General features: G+C 38.3%; 15 protein-coding genes. 11 read left to right on the top strand and 4 right to left on the bottom strand.

Going from position 1 to position 25,152, the window contains the following annotated elements:
* Positions 1-28 precede the first annotated feature (28 nt).
* Positions 29-964 carry an orotidine-5'-phosphate decarboxylase gene (gene pyrF / locus BM161_RS12185; RefSeq protein WP_074933101.1) on the top strand — a complete coding sequence of 312 codons (936 nt, stop codon included), beginning with the start codon at positions 29-31 and terminating at the stop codon, positions 962-964.
* On the opposite strand, the gene BM161_RS12190 is transcribed toward pyrF, so the two are convergent.
* Positions 954-1,727, bottom strand: coding sequence for a hypothetical protein (locus tag BM161_RS12190; protein WP_143090566.1), 774 nt, complete (start codon positions 1,725-1,727; stop codon positions 954-956). The two genes, pyrF and BM161_RS12190, sit on opposite strands and share 11 nt — an antisense overlap.
* Positions 1,728-1,860: 133 nt before the next feature.
* Here BM161_RS12190 and BM161_RS12195 point away from each other — a divergent pair, with 133 nt between their 5' ends.
* Positions 1,861-3,714, top strand: a complete 1,854-nt coding sequence (locus tag BM161_RS12195; RefSeq protein ID WP_074933106.1) for a dihydroorotate dehydrogenase — start codon at positions 1,861-1,863, stop codon at positions 3,712-3,714.
* Positions 3,715-3,983: 269 nt separating this feature from the next.
* Entirely contained in the window at positions 3,984-15,632 is an 11,649-nt protein-coding gene (locus BM161_RS12200; RefSeq protein ID WP_074933108.1) for an Ig-like domain-containing protein, read from the top strand.
* A gap of 158 nt (positions 15,633-15,790) precedes the next feature.
* On the opposite strand, the gene BM161_RS12205 is transcribed toward BM161_RS12200, so the two are convergent.
* Together BM161_RS12205 and BM161_RS12210 are read right to left on the bottom strand one after the other, a co-directional pair.
* Positions 15,791-16,651, bottom strand: a complete 861-nt coding sequence (locus BM161_RS12205; RefSeq protein ID WP_074933110.1) for an Rpn family recombination-promoting nuclease/putative transposase — start codon at positions 16,649-16,651, stop codon at positions 15,791-15,793.
* A 377-nt stretch (positions 16,652-17,028) separates the two neighbouring features.
* Entirely contained in the window at positions 17,029-17,913 is an 885-nt protein-coding gene (locus BM161_RS12210; protein WP_074933113.1) for a hypothetical protein, read from the bottom strand.
* Positions 17,914-18,080: 167 nt separating this feature from the next.
* Here BM161_RS12210 and BM161_RS12215 point away from each other — a divergent pair, with 167 nt between their 5' ends.
* From BM161_RS12215 to BM161_RS12235, 6 genes are all read left to right on the top strand, one after another.
* Complete coding sequence (locus BM161_RS12215; RefSeq protein WP_074933115.1) at positions 18,081-19,328, top strand: hypothetical protein; 1,248 nt, start codon at positions 18,081-18,083, stop codon at positions 19,326-19,328.
* Between the two features lie 92 nt (positions 19,329-19,420).
* Positions 19,421-19,810 carry a type II toxin-antitoxin system VapC family toxin gene (locus BM161_RS12220; RefSeq protein ID WP_074933117.1) on the top strand — a complete coding sequence of 130 codons (390 nt, stop codon included), beginning with the start codon at positions 19,421-19,423 and terminating at the stop codon, positions 19,808-19,810.
* A complete protein-coding gene (locus BM161_RS12225; RefSeq protein WP_074933119.1) occupies positions 19,801-20,010 on the top strand; it encodes a type II toxin-antitoxin system Phd/YefM family antitoxin in 210 nt (69 codons plus the stop codon). Before BM161_RS12220 ends, BM161_RS12225 begins: the two co-directional genes overlap by 10 nt.
* Before the next feature lie 42 nt (positions 20,011-20,052).
* On the top strand, positions 20,053-21,051 hold the full coding sequence (locus BM161_RS12230) for an ORF6N domain-containing protein (RefSeq protein WP_074933121.1): 999 nt from the start codon (positions 20,053-20,055) through the stop codon (positions 21,049-21,051).
* A gap of 18 nt (positions 21,052-21,069) precedes the next feature.
* Positions 21,070-21,216: a hypothetical protein gene (locus BM161_RS14425; RefSeq protein WP_177206244.1), complete on the top strand. Its 147-nt coding sequence runs from the start codon at positions 21,070-21,072 to the stop codon at positions 21,214-21,216.
* A 155-nt stretch (positions 21,217-21,371) separates the two neighbouring features.
* On the top strand, positions 21,372-22,874 hold the full coding sequence (locus BM161_RS12235) for a phosphohexomutase domain-containing protein (RefSeq protein ID WP_074933123.1): 1,503 nt from the start codon (positions 21,372-21,374) through the stop codon (positions 22,872-22,874).
* Here the strand turns inward: BM161_RS12235 and BM161_RS12240 are convergent.
* Positions 22,866-23,507: a hypothetical protein gene (locus BM161_RS12240; protein ID WP_083425795.1), complete on the bottom strand. Its 642-nt coding sequence runs from the start codon at positions 23,505-23,507 to the stop codon at positions 22,866-22,868. The genes BM161_RS12235 and BM161_RS12240 overlap by 9 nt on opposite strands.
* Before the next feature lie 38 nt (positions 23,508-23,545).
* On the opposite strand from BM161_RS12240, the gene pyrE reads away from it, so the two are divergent.
* Together pyrE and BM161_RS12250 are read left to right on the top strand one after the other, a co-directional pair.
* Positions 23,546-24,232: an orotate phosphoribosyltransferase gene (pyrE, locus tag BM161_RS12245; RefSeq protein ID WP_074933125.1), complete on the top strand. Its 687-nt coding sequence runs from the start codon at positions 23,546-23,548 to the stop codon at positions 24,230-24,232.
* A gap of 74 nt (positions 24,233-24,306) precedes the next feature.
* A complete protein-coding gene (locus BM161_RS12250) occupies positions 24,307-25,152 on the top strand; it encodes an ABC transporter substrate-binding protein (RefSeq protein ID WP_074933128.1) in 846 nt (281 codons plus the stop codon).

A 25,152-nucleotide genomic window follows, 5' to 3' on the forward strand; every position in this document is an offset into this window, starting at 1 on the left:
CAGCCTTTTTTTATGTTATATTATCCACATGAGTAAACATAACATGCAGCTCCTTCAGGAGCTTTCACTGAAAAATGGTCCGCTTTGCGTTGGCCTTGATACAGATCCTTCTTATATTCCAGAAAACATTCGTGCTCAGTATGAGTCACCGGCAGCCGCTGTGCTTGCTTATAATAAAGCAATTATTGACCGCGTTGTAGCTGATAAATCTGCCTGCTGTTTTAAGGTTCAGATTGCTTATTATGAAGCAATGGGGCTCGAAGGAATGAAGGTATATTCAGAAACCTTAAAGTACATTCGCTCAACAGGTCTCATCGCAATTTCTGATATTAAACGCGGTGACATTGGAGCTACTTCAGATGCCTATGCTCGTGCTCATTTTACTGGTGATTTTGAAACAGATATCATTACAATAAATCCATACATGGGTTTTGATACTCTTCAGCCGTTCACAAAATACAGTGCGCCGGAGCAGGGCGGTAAAGGTGCCTTTGTTCTGCTTTGTACAAGTAACCCTGGAATGACAGACATTGAACACCAGAAGCTCGAAGAAGGCGGCCTTTTGCTTGAACGCGTTGGTGCCGAAATTGAGCGCATTGGTGATGAGTTCAGATATTCGTGTGCAGATTATAATGACCAGACTTGTGGTATTTTTGGTGCAGTTGTTGGTGCTACTCAGGAAGATGATGCCCGCTGGCTCCGCGATAAATATGCAAACACCTTCTTCCTTATTCCAGGTTACGGTGCTCAGGGTGGTGCTGCACGTATTGCTGCAACCTTGCTCGACAAGGCCGGCGGTACAGTAAACTCAAGCCGCGGAATCCTTTGTGCATGGAAAAAAGATGAAGAGATTGCCGCAGCCCGCGACAACGGTACATTAAAGCTTGAAGATATTGCTGCAAGTGCCGCTCGTGCAAGCCTGTTCAGCAAGAACGACCTGCTTGGCGCTAAGGCTAGTCTTTAGTTGAGTTTTCAAATTCCGGCTCATAAATTAATTCGTAGCCGGAATAAATTGTCAGAAAACCGGTTCGGTCGCCAACTTCTAAAATCTTATAAATCTTACTAAGTTTATTGCGCAGGGCTCCTTCACTTCCATTAATGCTCCGCGCAATTTCTTTATATTTCTTATTATCAAGAACTTGCTGAAGAAGATACATATCGCTGCGTTCAAGTCCTTTGAAGGAAGCAATGTTTAAAACCTTATCTTTTGTAGCCATCTTGTATGACATTTGTTTTGCATATTCAGCAAAGAAGAATACAAAAATTGTGATGACAAAAGAAATAGCAATTTTTGTAATCAGATGTTCAGTAAATTGTTCATCATAAAAAACAGGAGCTATCAGACAAATAATATAGACTGCAGCAAAAATAAAAATCTTAAGTTTTGTATTTTTCAAAAAGAAGCCGCGGATTACAAAGGTTGCAACGCATAAAGCAAACATTGGAATTCCCATATAAGGCTGTTGAGAATTAGTCAAAAGAGCATCAAAAGAATAGAATAAGGCCATTAATCCAATTAGAATAAATTTCTGAGGCTTAAAAATCAGAAATATAAAAATTCCAATAAAAATACAGTTATTTATAATTATGCTGACATATCTGGTATACAGGGCTTTTGGTAAAACTTCATATTCAGAATGATTAACAATAATATCAAAGATGCGCATTCCTGTTCGCGCAGTCAGAAGAATTGTGGCAAATAAAGAAAACAGAGAGACTGCTTTCATAAACTTTTTAGTATAAATAATAGACATGGTTATAACCTACTTTTTTAGATTTTGAATTATTATACAATATATAATTGAAAAAATCCCCTTTTGACAGTATTGTAAATAACCAAAGATAAGCGAGGTTTATTACATGTTTAAGGATTGTCAGGGTGTTCCATATCCAGTTTTTGCAAAAGGTGTTGTTAGTGAATGTGCTCCGGTTGTGGGAGCAGTTCCTTTTGGAAGCGTTTATTCATTGAAGGTTTTGCTGGAGGCAGGTTCACAGGAGCCGGCAGCTGGACAGTTTTACATGCTTCATGCAGTTCGGTCAGATGTTCTTCTTGGACGCCCGATCAGTGTTTATCATTCAGAAGTTTTAAGTGAAGAAGAAGGAAGCCGCGTAGAGCTCACCTTTTTGATTTTGCTCAAGGGTAAGGGAACAAAAGAACTCTGCTCGCTTGATTTTGGCGACCTTATAAACCTTATCGGCCCATGCGGAAACAGATTCCCTGCTCCGGTGGTTGAGCCGAAATCTACGGTGGTTGAGCCTGTCGAAACCACCGCAGTTCGCGGAAAAGTACTCATCATCGGCGGCGGCATTGGCGTAGCCCCTGTAGCCGGTTTTGCTGAGACTTTGCCGGAAGGTTCATACGACTTCTACGCTTCCTTCAAAAGTGGCAGCTACGGTCTTGAAAATCTTAAAGCAAACAAACTTGTAATTACAACAGATGATGGCAGTGTAGGCGTTCACGGAATGCTCCCCGCTGCCCTCACAGAAGATACCTTGCGCCAGGGCAACTACACAGAAGTATTCGCCTGCGGCCCAACTCCAATGCTCGCTTATATTCAGAAAATCTGCCGTGCTGTTGGAGTAAAGTGCTGGCTTAGTATGGAAGCTCACATGGCCTGCGGAGTAGGGGTGTGCCTTGGCTGCGTAATCGATACAACAGAAGGCAAAAAGCGCTGTTGTAAAGAAGGTCCTGTTTTTGATGGCGACATTCTTCTATTTAATCCTGTTACAGAAGTGGCAGGAATCAAAGTTCAGCCACGCCGTGAACCTCTCCCGGAAAATCAGGAACCGGATCTCAGCGTAACAATTAAAGGCGTAAAGTTCCCTAACCCGGTAATCGGAAGTTCTGGAACCTTTGGCTTTGGTGTAGAATACAAAACTCTGTTTGACGTTAATCGCCTCGGTGGAATCTCAAGCAAGGGGCTCACTCTCGAGCCACGCCAGGGTAACGACGGAATTCGCCTTCACGAAACTCCAAGTGGACTCATGAACAGCATCGGACTTCAGAACCCTGGAATCCCACATTTTATAGAACACGAACTCCCGGAAATGCTCGCACTAAAACCAGTTGCAATCGCAAACCTTTCGGGTTCTTCTATAGAAACTTACGTAGAAGGCGCAAAGCTTCTGGATGCAACAGACGTCCCTGTAATAGAACTCAACATTTCCTGCCCTAACGTAAGTGCCGGCGGAGCTGCTTTTGGAATGACCTGCGTAGGTGCAGAACAAGCCGTTCGCGCTGTACGGGCCGTAACCACCAAGCCTCTCATCGTAAAACTTACACCACAGTCACAGGAGCTCGTACCGGTAGCCCTTGCCTGCATAGAAGCCGGAGCAGATGCAATCAGTCTTTGTAACAGTTTCCAGGGAATCGCAATCGATATTGAACGTGGTGTTCCAGTATTCGACAAACTCAAGGCAGGTTTTGGCGGCCCAGCCGTTCGCCCAATCGCCGTGCGCCTTGTTTACGAAGTGGTAGAAGCAATCAATAAACTGCCTGCCGAAAAGCGCGTTCCGGTAATTGCCATTGGCGGAGTTGCAACCTGGGAAGACGCCGTAGAGTTCATTATGGCCGGAGCATCAGCCGTTCAGGTAGGAACCGCAACCTTTGCAAATCCAAACGCAATGGTAGAAATCATAGATGGCCTAAGTGCCTTTATGAAGCGCAAAGGTTACCATAATATAGAAGAAATGCGCGGAATTATTCAAAAATAAAGCCTGAAAGGCCGGCGGTCAGTGTTAAAGAAAGAGAAACTGCCGCCGGAATATCAAAAATAAGAAAAATCTTACCCTTTTTAAAGTAAAAAAAAACTCACTACAACGTTGTAATCCGAGAAATTTGCGTTTATTTAACTTTTTTAAACTTGCTTTTTTGTCAAAAGGTCTTAATATATTATGGGTTAAGATAATAGGGAGAGGTGTCGATATATATAGATAGGGTTTATTATTGAAAAAAGTATTAGCATTAATTATGAGGTGTTGATATGAAGAAAATTACTATTGCCTTATTGGCGCTTATATCTCTTTTTACTATTTCCTGTGAAATAGGTCTGGGTGCGGCCGTAGATACCGAGCCTCCAGCACTTGATATAGTAACACCTCCGGTAGATGCAATAATACGCGATAATTTCGCCATCAGAGGTATCTGGTCAGACGACGGAGCAATCGATACAATCTCCATCAAACTCGACCGCACAGACGGAAAAGGTTCCTCACTGGAATTCGCCGGTGAGTTTGTAGAAAGTAAAGATAAGCGTGGTTCTGGAACCTGGACAGCCGAAATTCCTGCTAAATCAAAACCAGTAACAGACGGAACCTATCAGGCCGTAGTTACAATTAAAGATGCAACCGGCCGTACAACAACTCAAAGTACAACCTTCACAATCGATAATACACCTCCTCTTCTTATTTTACAGCGCCCTGCTACAGATATCTCTACAACAGACGAAAGCTCAATCGACACTTATGGTAAAATTCTTACACTCGAAGGTCGCGCTGCCGACGATAACAACATTGATCATATTGATGTAAAAATTTATTCAGACCCTGGAAAAACAAACCTCATTCATACAATAACTCTCAAAAACGTTCCTCTCTCAATTGCCCTCGATGCAGCAAAATGGGGAGACGAAGCTTATAACGCAATTTATGGAAACACAGTAGAAGATAAAAAGCGCTTCTATTGTTCTATTGAAGCATACGATGCTGCACAAAGATATCCTGCAGACGGTTCAGACCAGCAGGCCGCAGACAAAAACGGAAACTGCGCAAATTACTACTATCTGTATAATGAAATAGCTTCTTCAAGCATTGCAGATTACAAGGTAACAGAACTGTACTCCGTTCTCAACGGCACCAGCAGTCGTGCCGCCACCGACACCAAAACCGTCAAAGACCTTCTCACAAAACTCAAGAAGGGTACAGGTCAATTCTTCTTGAATCCAAAAAATAATCCAACCTTTAAACTTGCCAGCTGGAAGGCACGAGAAACTCCTGCAGATGAAGAGTCTGGTTTTGTAACCTTTCATGGTGCTGGTATTAGTATTGATGTTGAGCCAGGTCTTGATTCGTATCCAATAGATAAGGACTCTCTTAAAGTTTACTTTATTGAAGCAGAATACAATTCAAGTACAACTCCAGTAATTAAGTCTGGCGCTCCAAAAATGTATCTCTCTCCTGATGATATGGATATTAAGGGTGCCTCATCTTATAAAATTGCAATTACTATTGATACAGGAAAGTCTTTATGTAATGAAGCTGGTGAAACAGTTGAAAGTTATAAATTAAAGACCTCAAAAGATTATCTTGTTGTTGTTGAAGGTTATGATAAGATAGGTAGTACAAGGGGTAATCCTCTTATTCCAGAAAGCCTTTCTTCAGATTTAACAGGATATCCAATTCATATTGCAAATGCTGGTGGTGCTCCAGAAGTTAATGTAACTTATTATAAGCTTAATTCAGAAGCTAATACAGATTCAATTATATACATGCCAAAGTATGCTGTAGATACAGAAACCCCTTCAGTGCTTACTTTGTCTGGAACAATTGATTTTAAAGCTCCATATGAAAATGCATCTTCATTAGATGGTATTGAATTCAAAGTGTTAATAGATAACGATGAACAGCATCCAATTTATACAAAAGCTAATCTTAATTATGAAGTTGGTTCTTCTATCTATACATTTACAGATTTAGCAATTACAGGTACAAATCTTGGAACTTCCGATCAGCACGAATTAACTATCTATGCAAACAATGGTTCTTCTGCCTGGGTAAGAAAAACAGTAGTTTATGATACAGATGGTCCTGTTGTTGAAGTTAGTAGTTTAACTCCTGTTGCAAAGAAATATGATGAAGATGAATCTACAGATGGAAACTATTATCTGAATGGTAAAGTTTCATTTAAAGTATCATTTAACGATGCAAAAGATATTGTTGATACAAGTAAAAGAAAACCAAAGGTTGAATTTGTACATGTTGACAATGTAGTAAATATTAAGAGTGGAATTACGTCATTGTCAGAAACAATTAAAAATGTTGATACGACAAATTCATCTCTCATAGATGATACAGATAATACTGTAATAATTCGTGTTACAGCATATGACCGAGCAGGAAACAAATCGGTATATAATGTAGTTGCTAAAGATGATGATGGTACACCACAGGTATATAAGGTTTCAGAAACAGTACCTGAAAATACAAGACCTTATCGTATTGATCAGGATACAGATAAGCCATATATCGTTATACCAGAAAATGCCACAACAAAATCTCTAACATATACTTATCCACAAATCACTGACAGTACAAATACTAATAGAAAGAATATTTATAATGAAAATGATAAACTTCGCTTAAAATTTATTGATGACGATGGTGTTAAGAGATATACATTTGCAATTAGAAAGATAGCAGATGGAGATGATGTAAGTAATCTTGCTCGTACTGGAGTTCAAAGTGCAGAACTTACTCCTGTGCAAGAATTTAACTTTTCAACCCCTCTTACAACAGCAGGTTTCTATGCAGTTTGGATAGATGTAGAGGATATTTATGGTAATATTCGAGAAATGGCCGATCCTTTCTTTATTCAGGTTGCACCAGCAGCTCCTGTCCTTACACTTGACAATGATAAATATATTACAACATCAACTTCTGTTACTGAAAGTGCAATAAAAGCTCCGTTAAAAGTAAAAATTTCAATTGATTCAACAGAAGAACCTTTTGAAATTCGAAGGAAAGAAATTACAACATCGAATACAGATCCAGATTTTGACAATGCAGATCCAATTGTAGAGAAGACTTCTGAATCACCAAGAACAACCGCAGCTGGAACAACAACAGCATATGATTATTATACGATTGATTCTACAAAAGCAGATGGTGAATACAAAATTAAATATTTTGTAAAAGATAAGAATGGTAGTGTCGGTGTAAAAACAGCTACCTACAAACTTGATAAGACAGCACCAACAATAACAACCCAAAAATTTGTATTGAATCAAACTCAAGAAGATATTGCTGATAATAAGTGGTATCAGACAGATACATTGTCTTTATTAGTAACCGCTAATGATGGAACTAATGATTATAAATCTGGTCTTTTATCAATAGAATATTCTCTTAATGGCGGTGAAGGTACACCTCTTACACCACAGCAATCATCACAATCTACTACAGATGAAACATATAAGCGTAACGTAACATTTGCAGAAGGTACAAATTCTCTTATAATCCGTGCAATTGATAATGTTGGAAATAAGAGTGAAATAACGAAGACTGTAAAAATTGATATCAGTGCGCCTGAATTTAGTGTGGCTAATTCTCAAAATATGATTTACATCAATAAATCTACATCAAATAATTCTTTGGTGCTTACTGGTGAATATAAAGATAACCAGAGCGGTGTAGATGAACTTGTGCTCTCATTAGGTACTCAAAATGCTGAAATCAAGTATTATGCAGAAGCTGTAAATGCAGCAAATCCAAAGAGTCTGGAAGATGTGGCTGAATCTGATTGGAAAACCTATGGCACAATAACTGATAAGGCTAGTATAAAATACTGGAAGGCTGAATTCTCAACTGCAAAACTAAATACTGTATTTAATAAGGATGCAAATGGTAACCTATTAACAAAGAGTAAAAAACTTACGATTTCTGGAAAGAACCTTTGTTCTCCGGCAAAAGCAATCCCAAATGCCTCTATTCCTGATATTACAATCATGATGGATATAGATGAGCCTGAGTTTGAAAGCATTAGCATTAAGTCAGCAAATGGCAAGGGTGTATATCAGAAATCTGACAATGAATACTTTATAAGCACAACTTTGGGTGATACATTTACTATTTCGGGAATTGCTAAAGATGATACAAGTAGTGTAAAGTCTGTTACTTGTTCAATAGATGGTACTGAACTGGATCCTGTCGAGTCTGCAGGCTGGAGCTTCCCTATTACATTTGCTTCTACAGATACAGAAAAAACAATTAAACTGTCTATAACAGATAAAGCAGGAAACAAATATAATAATGGAACAGAAATAACTATTTCTGTAAAAGTTGATGATCTTGCACCAAAAGGTATTCATGCACTCGATGATAAGCATAAAGATTTGTATTTCCGTATTGGCGACAATAACAATGATGATATTTCAGTATTAACAGAAGATGATAAGAATGTTGGCGGTAAATACAGTGAAAATACTTATGGAAACGCAAATACTATAAAAGTCCGTGGACGTTTTGATGATTCTGGTAGTGGCGTGAAGATGATTTACTATAAAGTAATAAATGCTGGATCTACAACAATGTCATATTCAGAATTAAAGACCAAGGCAGAAGATTTCCTTGCAAATTCAAATTATACTACAAATGGTGGAGAAAACGGATATACAGGTTACTTTGCACCTCTTACTTCAGACGAGGAAGAAACAAAACGCGTATTCTTTAATTCAACAACAGGTAAAATTCCTGAAAAAACAATTGCTTCTTCTGGAAAAATTGCAATAAACACAATTGACGATGATAATGATTCAACTGATGATACAGTATATGTAGTAAATTCTGATAAAAAAATAGATAATAAGTATTATGAAAATATAACTACAAATTATTCATCAATTCTCTCTGGTTTTACAGAAGGAACAAACTATCTTATCCTTGTTGCTGAAGATAATGCAGGTAATGCAGCATTGGATACTATTATTGTAGGAAATGTAGGCGACTATGCATCTGAAGAAGGCCGTATATATTACAATGCATCTCTTAATGTTGATACAGAACTTCCAACTGCAGAAGCTGATTCTACAGAAATCAAATATACAAATGCGGAAGAAGGTAGCACAATTATATTTAGTGGAACCGCAAGAGATGACGATGCAGGTGTATATGGCCTTGTTATTAAGTCAAATGGAAAAGAGATAAAAGTAGGTGACACCACAAATGGAATTCTCACTTTGTATGGAGATAAAGGTGATCACAATCGTACCTGGTCTGTTGAGATAAAAGCAGATGAGGTGTTCGGTTCTGCTGATGATGGAAGCAAAAGTGTTTCTGCTTTTGTTATAGATTGTGCAGGTTCAGGAAATACACAAACTGTACCAGTAGGAACTGTTATAGTTGATACAACTGGTCCAACTGTAAAACTCACCGCACCTGATGATGCAGATGCTGACACTGAGGGAGTTCAAGTAAATGGTACAATTTCATTGAGTGGAACAATTAGCGATGCAAATGTACTACCAGCTGTTGCAATTACTGGTTTGCGTTATAATACAACTTCTAAAACGCTTGCAAATGATGATCCAGGTTGGCATAATTTTGCTGATTTGCCAGGGGTTACTCTTTCATTCAGTGGAAATTATACCTTCACAATTGGAGGAGTTGATACAACAAAGCTTGATGATGGAACCTATTATATCCAGGCTGTAGCAACCGACCAGGCAGGTAATATAGGATACTCATCTGGAGACGAAATACGAGAAATAAAGATAGCCCAAGACTCCGACCGTCCAAAGGTAAATATTACAAACCTTACTTATGATTCAACACTTAGTAAATATCTTCTCAAGTATGGAACAAACTCTCAGGTCACAGGTCGTATATCAGATGATGATGCAAAATCCGATAAGGCTGTAGATACATTTATAATTTCTGACACGCCTTATACTGGAACAGGAACAGTTACAAATCGTGTAAAATCATATACTGCTTCAACAGGTGACTTTACATATGAGCCAGGTAATACTGAAGATGGACAGAAAACCTTCTATATCTACATAAAAGATAATGGAGGAAAAGAATTCTATACAACCGCCTCTACAACATCAGAAAGTAATCTCAAGAATCCAAAGATTCTTCTTAATGGTGCAGCACAACCTGAGACTGTAAATGAATCAGAATTTAAATATCTTTCTGATAGTAGGAGTCCTGCAAGTGGTGTAGGAAAAGGGCTTCCATATTATACTGAATCTTCTACCAAGAAATTAGCAAAAGATTCCTCAAAAAATGAATATGCCATTGATAATGATAATTCAAATCTTAATTCAAGTTTTATCTTAGGTGGAACTGGAAGGCAGTTTGTAAAATTCTACTTTACTGCAACTGACTACAGTGGTATAGGAGGAATGACTCTTAAGATTTCTGATACTAAAGCAAGCCCAACTGTAAAATTGCAATATACAACAGCAACTTCTATTACAGGAGCAGAGGAAGGGGAACTTGAAGGTTATACTCTGGATGTTGGTGAAGGAAAAGGAGAATTTAATGATACGGATGACAACTCACAAGCGGATTGGACAACAGATTATATTGATATATCAACTTGGGAGTCAGGTCAGTATTCAGTAGAAGTAAAATTCTTTGATAAGGTTGGTCTTTCAGCAAAAGCAACCTATTCATTCTATGTAGACAATGAAGGTCCTACTATTGAAGTTACTTCTCCGGAAAATGGCGAAGAAAAAACAGCAACAATTAAAATTGCTGGTACTACAGCAGAAAACGGAAATGCCGGATTAAATAATATCTACTGGCTTATTCCCACAAGAGCGCAGGTTTCAACTGCGGAAGGAAAAACTTCTGATGCAGAAAGATTTTCATATCTCAAAGGTTTGTCATGGAATGGTGGAAAAGATTCTCTTGCTTCTGGAAAGACAGTAAGCAGCTGGGAATTCCACTTCGATGGAGTCTATGATGAAGAAACTTCACAACCAGCTAGCTATATCTTCAAAAAAGGTAACCCGGCATTTGGTATTTACGATAAATATGACACAACAAAACCAGCAGAATCGTTTGCTTCAGCATATTCTGATGGGGTATATACATTGCCAGTTTACTTTATGGCAACAGATAGTCTTGGTAACTATACTATAAAAGAAGATTGGATTATTCGTCATAATCCAGATGGAGATAAGCCAAAGGTAACAATAACATATCCAACAACAGAAAATTACGATAAAGATTCGAATGGTAATCCTCTTGGATATACTACACTTGGTGGCACAATTTCTGTAACTGGTAGTGCAGAAATACCTTCTAATACTACAACAGTAAAGAATGTTTATCTTCAGATTGCAACAAGTGCAGGCAAATTTGATTCCGAAGATAGAAGTAAAGCAGGAACTGGAACTGGTAATTATGGTTTTACAGTTGTAGATGCTTACACAGTAATAAATATTATTAAGGGAACATCATATGCAACTGCAACTATGACAGACGATGTGGCTAAAACTCTTGGTTTTGAATCAAAGAGTGCTATGGATTCATGGTGGGGAATTGCAGCTTCTGGTGGAACCTCATGGAGACTTCCTCTTAATTCAGATGGAAAAATGAATCCATCAACAGGAACAAATGATATTAAGATTCGTGCATGTGCTGTGAATGCAAATGGAAAAATGGGTGCCTGGACTCAGGGAGAGAATGTCATCTCAATCAAAATTGATAAAAATGTTCCTGAAATCAGTGAGATTGTAGCCCAGTATTCAGATACTAATGGAACTCCTGTAAAGATTTCAGCCGCTCCAACAACAGCTCCTACTGCAAAGCAGCATTATGAATCAGATATGTTCCTACGCGGTTATTGGGCTCTTGTTCTTGAAGTGCTTGATGAAACCGGAATAGAAACGGTTAATGTAAAGACAGGCGACGAAGCGGTAACACATTATAAATCTGCCCTTTCAAAGAATTCTAAAACAGGCTATACAGTATATATTCCTATAAATGATGAAGTTACTTCTGTTACATATGATGTCGAAGTAACAGATAAGGTAAATTCACAGAATTCAATTCCTCATACAACAAAGGCAAGTTATAGCTTCAAACTTGATAGCAGAGCTCCTTCTTTGGATGCAATAAAAGATGGGGTTGGAAATACACTTTCCGTAGATGATGAAAATACAGTAGAAAACAATGATTATGTATTTGGTATAAGTGGTTCTTCAGATGATTTTGATGGCGGTTCCGGTGTTAAACACGTTGTCTTCTATTACATGAGAAAATCTGGAACAACAAAAACAACAATAGGTAATCAGGTAATCCTTGATCCAATGATTGTCCCTGTAACTCAAACTACAGCTGGCGTTACAACTACAACTTATGGAAAGGAAGCCTTATCAGGAATGACAGAGCTTACTTTTGATGATACTCCAGAAAAACTGTATGCAAAAGCTGTTGCTGGAGCTGTAAAAGATGGCGGAGAAGGCGCATTTAATAAGTTTACTGCAACTACAGCTTCAGAGATAGATTCTCATATTCGAATTGGAGGTCTTGTAAAAATAGATGGTACCTTCAGAGTGATTTCTGATGTAAATGGTGGAGATGTTACGTTCACCCCTGCAGCAACAGCAGCCTCAACAGGCAGCACAGCTTACTTCCCGATTGCACAGGTAATCGATAATACAAATACTGCAAGTGATAAAACAACTAATCCGTTCACTTTTGGTGAGGGAAAAGATGATGGCGATAAAATGATAGAGTCCTTCACTAGAAATGGTACTGTATGGACATGGGATGCTTCTATTAATTCTATGAACCTGCCTGATGGTCCAGCAACACTTGTTGTTCTTGCATTCGATAATGCAGGTAACGTAAATGGAAAGCACTTTAACGTAATGGTTGCAAATAATTCTCCTAGAATTGCAAAAGTTTTCCTTGCAACAGATTTGAATAAAGATGGTTCATTCTCAGAAAATGAGTTTGAAGCATATAATATCGGCGCAAAAACTGGAAATAGTTCTACAGGTACTGCTGCCTACGAACTTACAACAGCCGGATTTGGTACATGGAAGAAGGATGTTGCTGGAAAGTGGAATGAAGAATCTTCTACCCGAAAAGCATTTACAATTAAGAACGGACTTGCAGTACTTCCAGAAATTGTTGGTGGAAATGGAACCGTAAAACTTGTATTCAATAACAATGACGCTGCAACTACAATGACTGGAACACCAGGTTCGGGTACGGCTCTTCGTAGTTCAGAAGCTTCTACACTTAATATTTCTGCAACACTTACAGGAGGAGATGCTCTGTCTGGAAAACCATATTGGAAGATTTCTTCAACAGATGTAGGTGATTCAAGTGCAGAAGGTTCAAATAAGCAAATGTCATTCACCTTCTGGGATGAAACAGAAGAATGTACTCAGGGTAATAACTCACAGTATGCATTCCTGCGAGTAAAGGACTTTACAGTAGACCAAATAGATAGTATTGCTCCAAATGTTGTAGTAAATCCATTCTTCTGGACTTCTGCTAGTGCTAACAGTCTCTACAACAATAGTGCTGCTAATGGTCATATTGATCTTGAAGCTGATTTGGAAGGAACAGCCGCTGGAACTTTATATGGTGCTGATCCAAAAGTTTCAGGAAAGATTGTTCTTAGAGGAACTGCTTATGATGATACACTGTTGAAGACATTGTCATTCACTATGACAAACTTCAAAAAAGCTGCAAATGCAACAAGTGATACAGTCTTTGCAATGGCTACATACCAGACTGGTACAAATGCCGGTTGGTCAGTTGAATCAAAGACAATGAGTTCAGATGGTTATGAAGTTTCTATTGAACCTGTTTATATGAACCAGGATGGTCATAAAGTAAACTGGACAGTAGCAATAGATACTGCACTTCTGAGTGACGTAGCTCATCTTAATGCTGTCTTTAATGTAGTTGCAACAGACCAGAAAGCTGGTACAGCTAATTCATCTGCAGATAGTACAGGTACAGCAGCAGGAACAACAGATGCTACAAAGCATAAGCCAAGCTACACAATGGACGTTGTGCCGTATATTACTGGAGTAAAACGTAATGTTAAGTACAACACAAACCGTGCTCGTTCGGGTGCAACTCCTTTGTTGCGTAGTGAAGAAGGAAATATAATAGAGGGCTTTAACTTAGGCTGGTATGCTGACGATGCAACAGAAGCAGAAAAAAATAAGTATGCTGTAAGTATTATTCCAAACAAAAATGGTACAGGTACTGCTCTTGCGATGGAAGAAATTGCTTTGAGTAACAGTACTCTTACATTTAAGCTTCCGTCAACAGCAAAAGACGGCTACCTGACTGTCAAGATTAATGATGTACAGTCTCTAAACAACTATAACAATGATAGTGCAGCGTATAACAAAGAAAACACTGCAAATGTTTCTTCTACAGACTATTGGACAGATACACGTTATGTACGCGTATGGCAGAGTAATACGAGTGATTACTTTGCAGGAAGTACATTGCCGATTTATCCTTCTATGGCTATGGGTACAAACGGAACCTTGTATGCATCTTGGAGTAATTATTCTAAATCTGACGTTTACTATGCTGCAGTGAATAGTCAGACTGCAACTCAGGTTTATCATGGATATGACCCACCTGAAGAAACAGCAATCTCTGTTGCTGGTGCGGATAAGGTAAATGTTTTCTATTCAGCAAATTACCATGGTGGAAATTCATTTAATTGGACTTCAAATTCTACAAGTGCTGGTGGACTTTATGCTTACGATAGTAATGCGCCTGCAATAAATTGTTCTAGACAAGATAATAATGCATTTAGGTTTGAATTGTTTTATCATAATCAGCAGTTACAGCAGTTTAAAAATTTGAATATTAAACGAGTTGATAATGCGACTGATGGGCTGATTCATGTTGCATATTATGATACGGTAACCAATTCTATCCATTATTCTGAAATTGCTGGTAATTATAATCCTTCTGGAACTATATATCTTTGGGAAAATAATAGGGTTTATAATGGTGGAGATCCAGCCGACTATCATGAAATTTCATGGATAAATATTGATGGTAAAGCAGATGAACAAGATGAAAATTATCCTGATAGGTTAACTCCATCTACAACAAATCATAATTATTATGGTACTAATTATAATTGTGAGAATTATGAGACATATACTACAGCAGATGGAAGTGAAAGATATTACAGATATTTTGATAATTATAATTATAAGTTGTCAACTTCGCAGTTTGAAGATACTGCCAGAACAGAAGCAACAGGAGAGTCTTTGTCTCTTGCTTTGACAACTTCCAATTATCCTGTAATTGCATACTACGATGCAGACAATGGTGTTCTAAAAGTTGCTCGTGCCTTAAGTACTACACCAAAAGGTGGTGCTGCTACATGGAAAGTTCAGGATGTTTTATCTTCAACAGATAAAAACTACAAGACTATGGTAGACTACATTTCCTGTGATATTGATTCAAATGGTATTCTTCATATTGTATTCCAGAATACAAAGGGTGAATTATGCTATATCAAGTCAAACAATGCTTCTGCTGATGGCGCTGCAAAGTACACCTTTGGGCAAAGTGTTGTTGTTGCAGATTCTGCTACAAACATTGACCTTACATTACATGGAACAACACCATACATTTCATACCTTACCCGTGTAAACAGCTTTGATGGTATGAACATTGCCTTCTGGGATTCAACTCTTGATTTGAATTGCGATGGTACAGCAGAAGGTGGTTGGGAAACAATGACTGCAGCATTGAGTCAGAAAGTCTCAAATGTAAAGTCTTGTATCGAAGCTCATCCAAATCCAACAACAAATGGAGTTGATTGGGAAGCAGCAGTAGGCTTTACACCTGGAGATCTCTACCGTGTAGCTTACTATGTTGGAAACGGTAAGGGCCACTAGAAAAAAAATCCACTTGACCCCACCGGCCAAGTGGTATGTATTTAAAACATAAAGCGGCACAGCGCAATCAAGCGTCTTGCCTCCGTAGTTGGTTATGTCCTTGTGGACAAGGCCCGCCTACAGTGCTGCAGACACAGAAGGCGGGCTATTTTTTTCTTTTATGCTTGTACCGGAGTGGTTTTCTGAAGTTCAAGAACCTGCTCGAGGGAAAGACCTGAGTAATGAGCAACCTTTTCAGGTGGAAGATTATCAGCTAACATTGTTTTTGCTGTTTCCACAGCTTTATTCTGTTCGCCTTCTTTTAAGCCTTCTTTAAAGCCTGCTTCTTTGCCTTCGCGGAAGGATTGTGACAAATGATGTTTAAAATCCATAAACTGTTTTCTCCACTGTGTATTACGCTTAGCGTCTTCAACAAGCTTTACGATTTTATCAGCAAAGGCACTTGTGCTCTTATTGCTGGTAACCAATTGTAAAAATGATTTCTGTTCTTTATTTAATATTTTATCATAATTATTTGCAATAAAAAAGTATTTATAACTACGATCATTCAGCTTTAAGTCCGGTTGTTCGATACAGGTATTTTCAAATGTATATTTAGCAAGTCCTTTTCCGAAGATATCCGGAACACAGATAAATATGATGTAGCTTGTTTTTAAATCTATATAATCTGTTCCTGCATTTAAATCGTCTAAGTCTAATGCACTTTGATAAAACCGTGAACGTTCTGGCAGTTCTTTTGTATCAGTTGCCTGCATTTCAAGATTAAAGGCACGCTTTGCTCCAACTGCATAAACATCGAGCCTGATTGCTTTCTTACCGAAATCTATGTCAACATATTCTTCCTGTGTCATTTCGATATGGTCAATCTTTATTTCAAGAAGAATCTCGAGCAGCTGTTTGCAGACATCCGGATTATATCGCATAACTTTATAAAAAATGAAGTTATTAGCGATTGTTGCATTTTTCCATTCTTCTTCTGGGGTTGGAATTGTATTTGGATTTGTTTCTGGTGTACACATCTTGTGCCTCCTTGTAGTTTTGGGGTGTAAGGATAAAATCCTCTACCTATAAAGTAGTTTTGATATGACGTTTTTGACAAAAATTTGGGAAAAAAGTGATAAATTTTTATAAGAAATTTATGAAAAGGCCATACATTAGGAAGCGTATTTCAAACCAAATGTAAGATTCAGGTGCCCCAAGCGTGGAGCAACGCCGAAGGCGGCCACTGGAGCGAACGAACGAAGTGGGTGAGTGAAGCGGCTGAGCACCAGCGAATTGCGGAAGGCGTCTTGGACGGAAAATTCGGGCTGGTATTCTTAAAATGGAGACAGCTATGACTTCATATGAAGCTTTTTACACAGCGAGTTTGCGAAGTATTCGACGGAGTTTTAATTATTCAGGCTTGAACGGTGCTTTCTTTCTGAAGTTCAAGGACTTTTTCGAGGGGGAGGCCGGTTATTTCAGAAATATCAGAAGTGGGATAATTCTTTTTCAGCATATTCACAGCAGTTTCGATAGCTTTCTCTGTACGACCATCTTGTCGCCATGTATTTATGGCTAATTCTTCATCAAATTCTGTCATACACATACCGATTACCTCCGCCTTATTGACTTTGAAAAAGTCTCCAAGCAGTTCTTGTTTTATTGCCTCATCTACCGCTGTTTCAACTGCTTTCTGATTATCCATGCCTGCAGCAATATTTGCAGTTATCATCGAAATAAACTTTGTATAATGATACAACGGAGTACAGTTTTTGTTAAGAGGAACATTCTCATCAGGACGAAGATTTAGTACGGTTGCAGTCCATTCAAATTGCTCTTCATCCCTTGGTTCTCCAAGAAATGAATCCGAAAGTTTTAATTTGATAGTTTCAGGTTCTGTTTCTTTACCATGATAGAAAACAAAGAATCTTGGACGGGGTATCATTACTTTCTGGGTACTGAGGATGGTCATTTTATTTTTAACTAGATACTTTTGATAAAGTATTGAAAAATAAATAAAACCTCTTAATGGCATATTCGGATTCCAGGAACTTTGTTCTTCGTATAAATTCATTTCTGTATCAAAAATAAATGAAATATCATTGTGCATAGATATAAATAAAACATTTTCAATTGTATTAATCACAAGTGCATCTGCGTCTGTAATATTTGTTCCATTCAGCGCATTATAAAGCTGAAGTCTCCAGCGTTTACTTTGTTCCGTGTCTTTTCCAAAGATGAACTTAAATAATCTGTCTTTGTACTCACGATTAATTGTTGGTGCTACTTCATTTTCCATAAATCAACCTCGCTTATTATTTTTCTCCCATATATAAAGTAGTTTTGATATGACGTTTTTGACAAAAATTTAGAAAAAAAATTGGAATCTCGCTAAAAATTTTTTTGATAACACTATACATTTGCTATCAGTTCTATCTTATGTTATAGTTTAAGTGAGGTTTGTTGATGAAATTTTCTCGAAGAAAAATGGTTATTGTTTTGATTACTGTCGTAGTTTTAATAATTGTAATTCTGGCTATAATCTTTGGATCGAAGAGCTCTTCAAAAAAATCTGATTTAATTTCTGTTGGTTTTTATAATATTGGTGCTGCTCAGGAAAAAGCTTTTACAGAGCAGCTTACAAAAATCTGCGTGAGTGAAAATCAAAAGATTTCTTTTTATACATTCAATTCTGAAACAACTATTAAAGAGCAGATTCAGAAAAAGCATATTAATCTTATATTTGCAGCAGACGGTTATGCACTGGAAAACTCTCTATTTTTTGTAAAAGATGATGTTGATATACCTTATAGTTTCACTTCAGGTATGTATTCTTCTATGAGAGAGGCTGTCGTTACACGTGATGGAAAAGTAAGAGCGGTTCCTATAATTTTTGATAATTTTGAAATTGATATTAATATCTCTCAATTTAAAATGTCTGGTTTGGAACGCATTGCAACCTGGGATGATATTGAAAAACTTGCTAAAAAGATTTCTTCAGATGATTATTCACCTATAAGCTTTGCTGGTGCTGAGCCGGTTTTTCTGCTTGATTTTTTAGGGGCCTTAGGAGAAGCCGTAGACGGCGTTGAAGCCTATAACAAAGCTGCTCAAATTCTGAAAAATGCTGAAGGAGTTGGGGTAGAAGCAGCTGCTTTTGATGCTGAGAAAATTTTCAATGCACTTTTTATAGATCCAGATGCTCCGTTACCTTACAGTTTTTATTACCTTAAGCAATTGGTTGATAAGGGGCTTATTTCGCATTCTTCAAGAGAGTTTGTTCATCAAGATATAAACTCAATGGCAAACTATCGCAAGACTGATATTTTCTTTACAACTCTTTCAGTTCACAGAACTCTTGAAGATTATGCTTTGTCGGGATTTAGTTCGATTTATGTTCCTTCTAAAAGAACACCAGACCAGAGGGCTTTTACTGCTACTACTACTTATGCTGTACCGCTGGCTGCTGATGAAAAAACTAATCTTCTCGTTGAAAAATTGCTCAGCCCAGAAGTTCAGGAATCTCTTTGCCGCGTAACCGGCATTGCTCCAGTCCTTTCCAACTCCCGCGTCCCAGACAAACAGTCCGACGATGCCCGCTACTGGATTGCCTCAACAACCAAACCTCTGGCTGGCCTTGGTCACGAAGCCGCCTTTACATCACCCCAACTGAAACAACTTTCGTCATTTATTCTCGATAAGTTGTTCTTCTAAATAACCGCAGGATAAAACAAAGTCCTTGCTTTTTCACGGCAAGGGTATTTTATTTTGTTGACATAACACTTGTACAATTGTACAATGCAAATATGAGCGAAATTATTATTGATTCTGTTTGTATTTTGGAATTTCTCTTAAATCGCAAATCCAAGGAGGTTGTCCAGAATACGGTTGGAAAATCTCGTCTTCTTGCACCGGATTGTCTTCCTTGCGAAATTGGAAATGCGGTTAGTAAGTTAATCAAGAAAAGTCTTATTACTGTGGTTGATGGAGTTGCGGTATATCATGAATTGGCTCGAATTCCAATCAGATTTATAGAACCTGATATTCCGAGCTCAATAGTGATTGCAGGAGAATCAGGTTGCAGCGCATACGAAGCTTATTATATTTCTTTGGCAAAGCAGCTTTCTTTACCTCTATTTACTATGAATGAAAATATGAAAGAAATTGCAATTTCGAGAGGGGTAAAATGCTTGTAGTTACATATTCAGAAGCCAGACAGAATTTTGCATCTATTTTGGATAAAGCTAAAAGCGAAGGAGCAGTTTTAGTTAAACGTGCTGATGGTTCTGTATTTCGCATTACACCAGAGGGTGGAGGAGAGTCTCCGTTTGCAGGTGTAAAAACTTTGTTTAATTTGAATATTGATGATATTCAAAATGCATTGAAAGAAGATTAATAGAATTTGAGGTGCAAATTTTGCACCTCAAGTTAAGGATTTATGATAATAAGTATTGATAACTTGCAGGAAAAACTTTATCTCATACGTGGTGTTCAGATAATGTTGGATAAAGATTTGGCAGAAATTTATGGATATTCTGTAAAAGCCTTTAATCAGCAGGTAAAAAATAATATAGAAAAATTTGCAGAAGATTTTCGTTTTCAACTTACGGATGAAGAAGTACAGAATCTTTCAAGGTCGAAATTTTCGACCTTGAACAACGATACGAATGATTTGCGGTCAAAAAATTTGACCGCAATTATAAGTCCAATGAGTCGAAGTAATCCATATGCCTTTACAGAACAGGGCATATACATGTTGATGACAGTCCTTAAAGGCGAAATTGCAACAAAACAAAGTATTGCTTTAATCCGCCTCTTTAAACAAATGAAAGATTTTATTCTCCAAAGACAAAACCTTTTATCAAGTCCAGAATTATTGCAGATTTCTTTACAAACAGCAGAAAATACTAAAGATATTCAGGAAATAAAAAATAATATGGTTTCCAAAGATGAACTGACTCATGTGATTAAAGACTTTACTGACCCGAATATCAAAAAGGATTATTTATTTTTTAATGGTGAAACAGTCGAAGCGGACATTACTTATTCGACAATTTATTCTTCTGCTAAGAAGACTATTTATATTATTGATAATTATATTGGCCTGAAGACTCTCGTGCTCTTAAAATCAGCTAATCCTAACGTACAAATAACAATATTCAGCGATAATATTGGAAACAGGTTGCATAAGAATGAATTCTCCGATTTCTGTAAAGAGTACCCAGGAGTGCATGTTTCTTTTATAAAGACTAATGGTGTTTATCATGACAGATATATCATTATAGACTTTGGAACACCTGACGAAATTATTTATCATTGCGGCGGCTCTTCAAAGGATGCAGGGACAAAAGTTACTTCAATTTCGCAGGTTGAAGATAAAAGTAACTATCAAACTATGATTCTTACCCTTTTAAAAAATCAGACTCTTGTTTTGTAATGAAATAACGAGGAAAGAATGCCAGATAAGACAAAACTTGCGCAGATTCAAAAGAAGATTGGGTATCATTTTAATAATGTGAATCTTTTGCAGCAGGCTTTTACACGTAAGTCATTTGCTTCTAGAAATAAACAGCAGAATAATGAAATCCTCGAGAAGGTATAACATGGTAAACCAAAATCTTTTTCATCTTTGAATGGATCGTCTTTACAGATGGATAGACTCTTTTTAACCATTTCAGGAAGTTTTTGGGAAAGATTCTTTAAAAAAAACTTAAATAACAATATAATTTTAGGAAAACTAAGTTTAGGACGGAAAATATGGATTTGATGAAGCTTCAGAATGGTAGTGATATTCGTGGTGTTGCAATTGAAGGTGTTGAGGGGGAGAATGTAAATCTTACTCCGCAGATTGCAAAGCAGATTGGTTGTGCTTATGTTAGCTGGCTGGCAAAGAAGCTGGATGTGGACGCTACTTCGCTGCATCTTGGTGTTGGCCGTGATTCGCGCGTTACAGGGCCGGATCTTGCAGATGCTCTTATTGATGGTATGGTGAGCGCCGGTGCAACTGTTGTTGATTGTGGAATGGCAACTACTCCGGCTATGTTTATGTCTATTGTTTTTCCGGAGACAAACTTCAACGGTTCTGCAATGATTACTGCAAGCCATCTTCCTTTCAACCGCAATGGTATTAAGTTTTTTGATGATGATGGTGGTCTTGAGCATGAGGATATTACAGAAATCCTGAATCTTGCAGGCTTCCTTAATCCTGCAAAAATTAATGTTCCTGTTGAAAAACTCGACCTTCTTTCTATTTATGCTGAATATCTTAAAAATAAAATTGCTGATGGACTTGCTTCTCTTGGTAAGGGCGATAAGCCTCTTGCAGGACTTCACATTGTTGTAGACAGTGGTAATGGTGCTTCAGGATTCTTTGTTGATAAGATTCTTCAGCCGCTTGGTGCAGATACAACCGGAAGCCAGTTCCTTGAGCCGGACGGAATGTTCCCTAATCATATTCCGAACCCAGAAAACAAACAGGCTATGGAAGCAATCCGCTCGGCCGTTCTCAACAACAAGGCTGATCTTGGTTTGATTTTTGATACTGATGTTGACCGTATGTCTGCTGTTTTGAGTGACGGCAGCGAAATCAACCGTGACTCTATCATCGCTATGATCGCCGCAATTCTTGCTCCTGAATATCCTGGTTCAACTATCATCACAGACAGCGTTACTTCTGATCGTCTTACATACTTCCTTCAGGATGTTCTTGGTCTTAAGCATCTTTGCTATATGCGTGGTTACAAGAACGTAATCAACAAGCAGAAGGAATTGAATGCTAAAGGAATTGTTGCTCCTCTTGCTATGGAAACTTCGGGACATGGTGCTCTTAAAGATAACTACTTCCTTGATGATGGAGCCTTCCTTGCCGTTAAACTTGTAATTGCTCTTGCTCAGGCTAATGCTCAGGGAAAGAAGCTCGACAGTCTTATTGAAAAACTTCCTCCGCTTGTTGAAGAAGGTGAATACCGCTTTAAGATTTCTGGAGATGATTTTAAGGCTTATGGTCAGGGTGTTCTTGATGAGTTCAAAAAACGTGCTCAGGCTGCAGGCTATGAAATGCCACAGTCGTACGAAGGAATCCGTCTTTCATTTAAGGGAGATGATGTTCAGGGCTGGATGCTTTTGAGACTCAGCTTGCACGATCCTGTTATGCCACTCAACATTGAAGGTGCACGCAAGGGTGATGTAGCAAAGCTCGTAGAGATTGCCCGCCAGCTCACCGACGGTTTTGACAGATTGGACCGCTCTTGCTTAAAATAGCCCCACGAAAGCCGTCACTGACTTCTCCGGCGCCATAATGAGGGTATCCATAAGCGTAAGGCCTATGCGGGTACACGGCAGCAGCCGGAAAAAATCCTTTTGAACTTCAAGAGGAACATCGCCGAATCCAGGACTGTAACGAGGTTTCGTTTTCAGCCCCTGCGAACCGGCGATTTTTTTTATCTCATCATTTACAAAATCAACAACTTCTTCTATATACATGGCACCGGTTGCCTGCAGAATACTTGCATAAACCGGGTCGAGTGAACTGTTCTTACGAATGAGCGCATCTACCTGAGGTCCAATTGTAGCCGCGAGCAGTGCAACTTGAGAACAGCCCGAAAGGTTTGTGCTGAGGTCGCGGGAGTGGAGTGTAACGTCGGCGAAACGAAGTGTTCCGGTGGTTGAGCTTGCCGAAACTACCGCAGATGTCAGTTCGTTCATTGATAAATCAAACACTTCAAACACCGCCTGTGGCTTCATCACAGCCTGCATTTCGCGGGCTGCTTTTTCCATAAGCGCTGTCACATCACTTTCTGGGCCGGCTGCTTTTCTGTAGCCCAGATAACGTGCCACTTCCTTAAAATCTGGTGAAAAATCATTACTATCTGGAAAAAGAAATGTTGCACTCATAGTTGGAAGTATAATTCATTTTTGATAAAATATAAATCATGGAAAATTACAAGAAAGAATTTATTGATTTTATGGTCAGCTGTGGAGTGCTGAAGTTCGGGTCGTTTACTCTTAAGAGCGGAAGACAGTCACCTTTCTTTATGAATGCCGGTGGTTATGTTACTGGCGGCCAGCTTGCTAAGCTTGGAAGATATTATGCACAGGCAATTCACGACAATTTTGGCGATGATGTTGATGTGTTCTTTGGTCCAGCTTACAAGGGTATTCCTCTTGCTGTTGTAACAGCCGTTGCTTACAGCGAGCTTTATGGAAAAGAAATCAAATACTGCTGTGATCGTAAGGAAGAAAAAGATCATGGTGCAGATAAGGGCGCAATCCTTGGTTATAAGATTCAGGATGGCGACCGCGTTGTAATTATTGAAGATGTAACTACTTCTGGAAAATCAATCGAAGAAGTGTATCCAAAAATCAAAGCACTTGAGACTACTCCAGGTTCAATCAAAATCGTTGGTGAAATTGTAAGTTTGAATCGTGAAGAGCGTGCACCAGAAAGTGACAAGGCTGCCCTTGATGTAATTTCAGAAAAATACGGATTCCCGGCTCGTGCAATTGTTTCTATGAGCGACGTTGTGGAAGCACTTTATACAAACGGTGATAAGAAAATTATCACAGATGAGATTAAAACTCAGCTTGACGCGTACTATGCCGAGTGGGGTTGCAAATAGAAGCACACACACGGTGGTTGAGTAGGCCGAAGGCCGTATCGAAACCATAATCTATTAGAAAACGAGGACCACAAATGAAAAATCGAAAAATAATATCTTTATTTATTTTACTTGCATTTACTTTCTCGGCTTATGCCAAAAAGCCAAAGTCTAGTGAAAATGAATATCCAAAATCAATTGTTGCTTTATCACCTAGTGCTGCAGAAATTCTTTTCGCGGTAGGTGCCGGCGATCAGGTTGCTGCTGTAAGTGAATATACAGACTATCCTGCAGAAGCTGCTGCAAAGCCTGTTGTTGGCGGTTTTGATGGAAAAACTTTGAGCATTGAAACAATCATGTCGTTTAAGCCGGATCTGGTTTATCTTACAGAAGGCATGCATAACTTTTTGATTTCAACTTTGGAGAGTAATGGAATTGCCTATTATATTTCTAAGGGTGAATCAATTGCTTCTGTTGAACAGGAAATTCTTGATGTTGGTAAATTGACTGGTCACGAAAAAGAAGCTGCAAAAGTTGTAGATGGTATGGAGAAAAAACTGAAGAAGGTTGCTAATGCAGCAAAGAAGAGTGGTGCTGTAAAGGTTTACTATGAAGTTTGGAATGCTCCATATATGTCTGTTGGAACAACTTCGTTTATCAATGATGTAATTGTAAAAGCCGGCGGCGAAAATATTTTTGGTGATTTGACAGATGCATATCCAATGGTAAGTGAAGAAACAATTATTTCTCGCGAGCCTGCAGTAATTCTTATTCCTTCAAGCACAGGAATGGAAGCATCTGCTGTTGGACTTCGCAACGGCTGGTCAGATATTCCTGCAGTAAAGAACGGACGTGTTTATGTTGTAAATGATAATGTTTACACAAGACCAGGTCCAAGAATTGCAGATGTTGTTGTTGAACTTGCTGATTTATTGAAATAA

Origin of the sequence: Treponema bryantii (genome assembly GCF_900113965.1) — a bacterium.
In the GTDB taxonomy this organism is placed as follows: domain Bacteria; phylum Spirochaetota; class Spirochaetia; order Treponematales; family Treponemataceae; genus Treponema_D; species Treponema_D bryantii_A.

Excerpts from the sequence above, each read along its gene's own strand:
- pyrF (WP_074933101.1), top strand. The coding sequence starts at position 29 with ATGAGTAAACATAACATGCAGCTCCTTCAGGAGCTTTCACTGAAAAAT.
- BM161_RS12190 (WP_143090566.1), bottom strand. The coding sequence starts at position 1,727 with ATGAAAGCAGTCTCTCTGTTTTCTTTATTTGCCACAATTCTTCTGACT.
- BM161_RS12195 (WP_074933106.1), top strand. The coding sequence starts at position 1,861 with ATGTTTAAGGATTGTCAGGGTGTTCCATATCCAGTTTTTGCAAAAGGT.
- BM161_RS12200 (WP_074933108.1), top strand. The coding sequence starts at position 3,984 with ATGAAGAAAATTACTATTGCCTTATTGGCGCTTATATCTCTTTTTACT.
- BM161_RS12205 (WP_074933110.1), bottom strand. The coding sequence starts at position 16,651 with ATGTGTACACCAGAAACAAATCCAAATACAATTCCAACCCCAGAAGAA.
- BM161_RS12210 (WP_074933113.1), bottom strand. The coding sequence starts at position 17,913 with ATGGAAAATGAAGTAGCACCAACAATTAATCGTGAGTACAAAGACAGA.
- BM161_RS12215 (WP_074933115.1), top strand. The coding sequence starts at position 18,081 with ATGAAATTTTCTCGAAGAAAAATGGTTATTGTTTTGATTACTGTCGTA.
- BM161_RS12220 (WP_074933117.1), top strand. The coding sequence starts at position 19,421 with ATGAGCGAAATTATTATTGATTCTGTTTGTATTTTGGAATTTCTCTTA.
- BM161_RS12225 (WP_074933119.1), top strand. The coding sequence starts at position 19,801 with ATGCTTGTAGTTACATATTCAGAAGCCAGACAGAATTTTGCATCTATT.
- BM161_RS12230 (WP_074933121.1), top strand. The coding sequence starts at position 20,053 with ATGATAATAAGTATTGATAACTTGCAGGAAAAACTTTATCTCATACGT.
- BM161_RS14425 (WP_177206244.1), top strand. The coding sequence starts at position 21,070 with ATGCCAGATAAGACAAAACTTGCGCAGATTCAAAAGAAGATTGGGTAT.
- BM161_RS12235 (WP_074933123.1), top strand. The coding sequence starts at position 21,372 with ATGGATTTGATGAAGCTTCAGAATGGTAGTGATATTCGTGGTGTTGCA.
- BM161_RS12240 (WP_083425795.1), bottom strand. The coding sequence starts at position 23,507 with ATGAGTGCAACATTTCTTTTTCCAGATAGTAATGATTTTTCACCAGAT.
- pyrE (WP_074933125.1), top strand. The coding sequence starts at position 23,546 with ATGGAAAATTACAAGAAAGAATTTATTGATTTTATGGTCAGCTGTGGA.
- BM161_RS12250 (WP_074933128.1), top strand. The coding sequence starts at position 24,307 with ATGAAAAATCGAAAAATAATATCTTTATTTATTTTACTTGCATTTACT.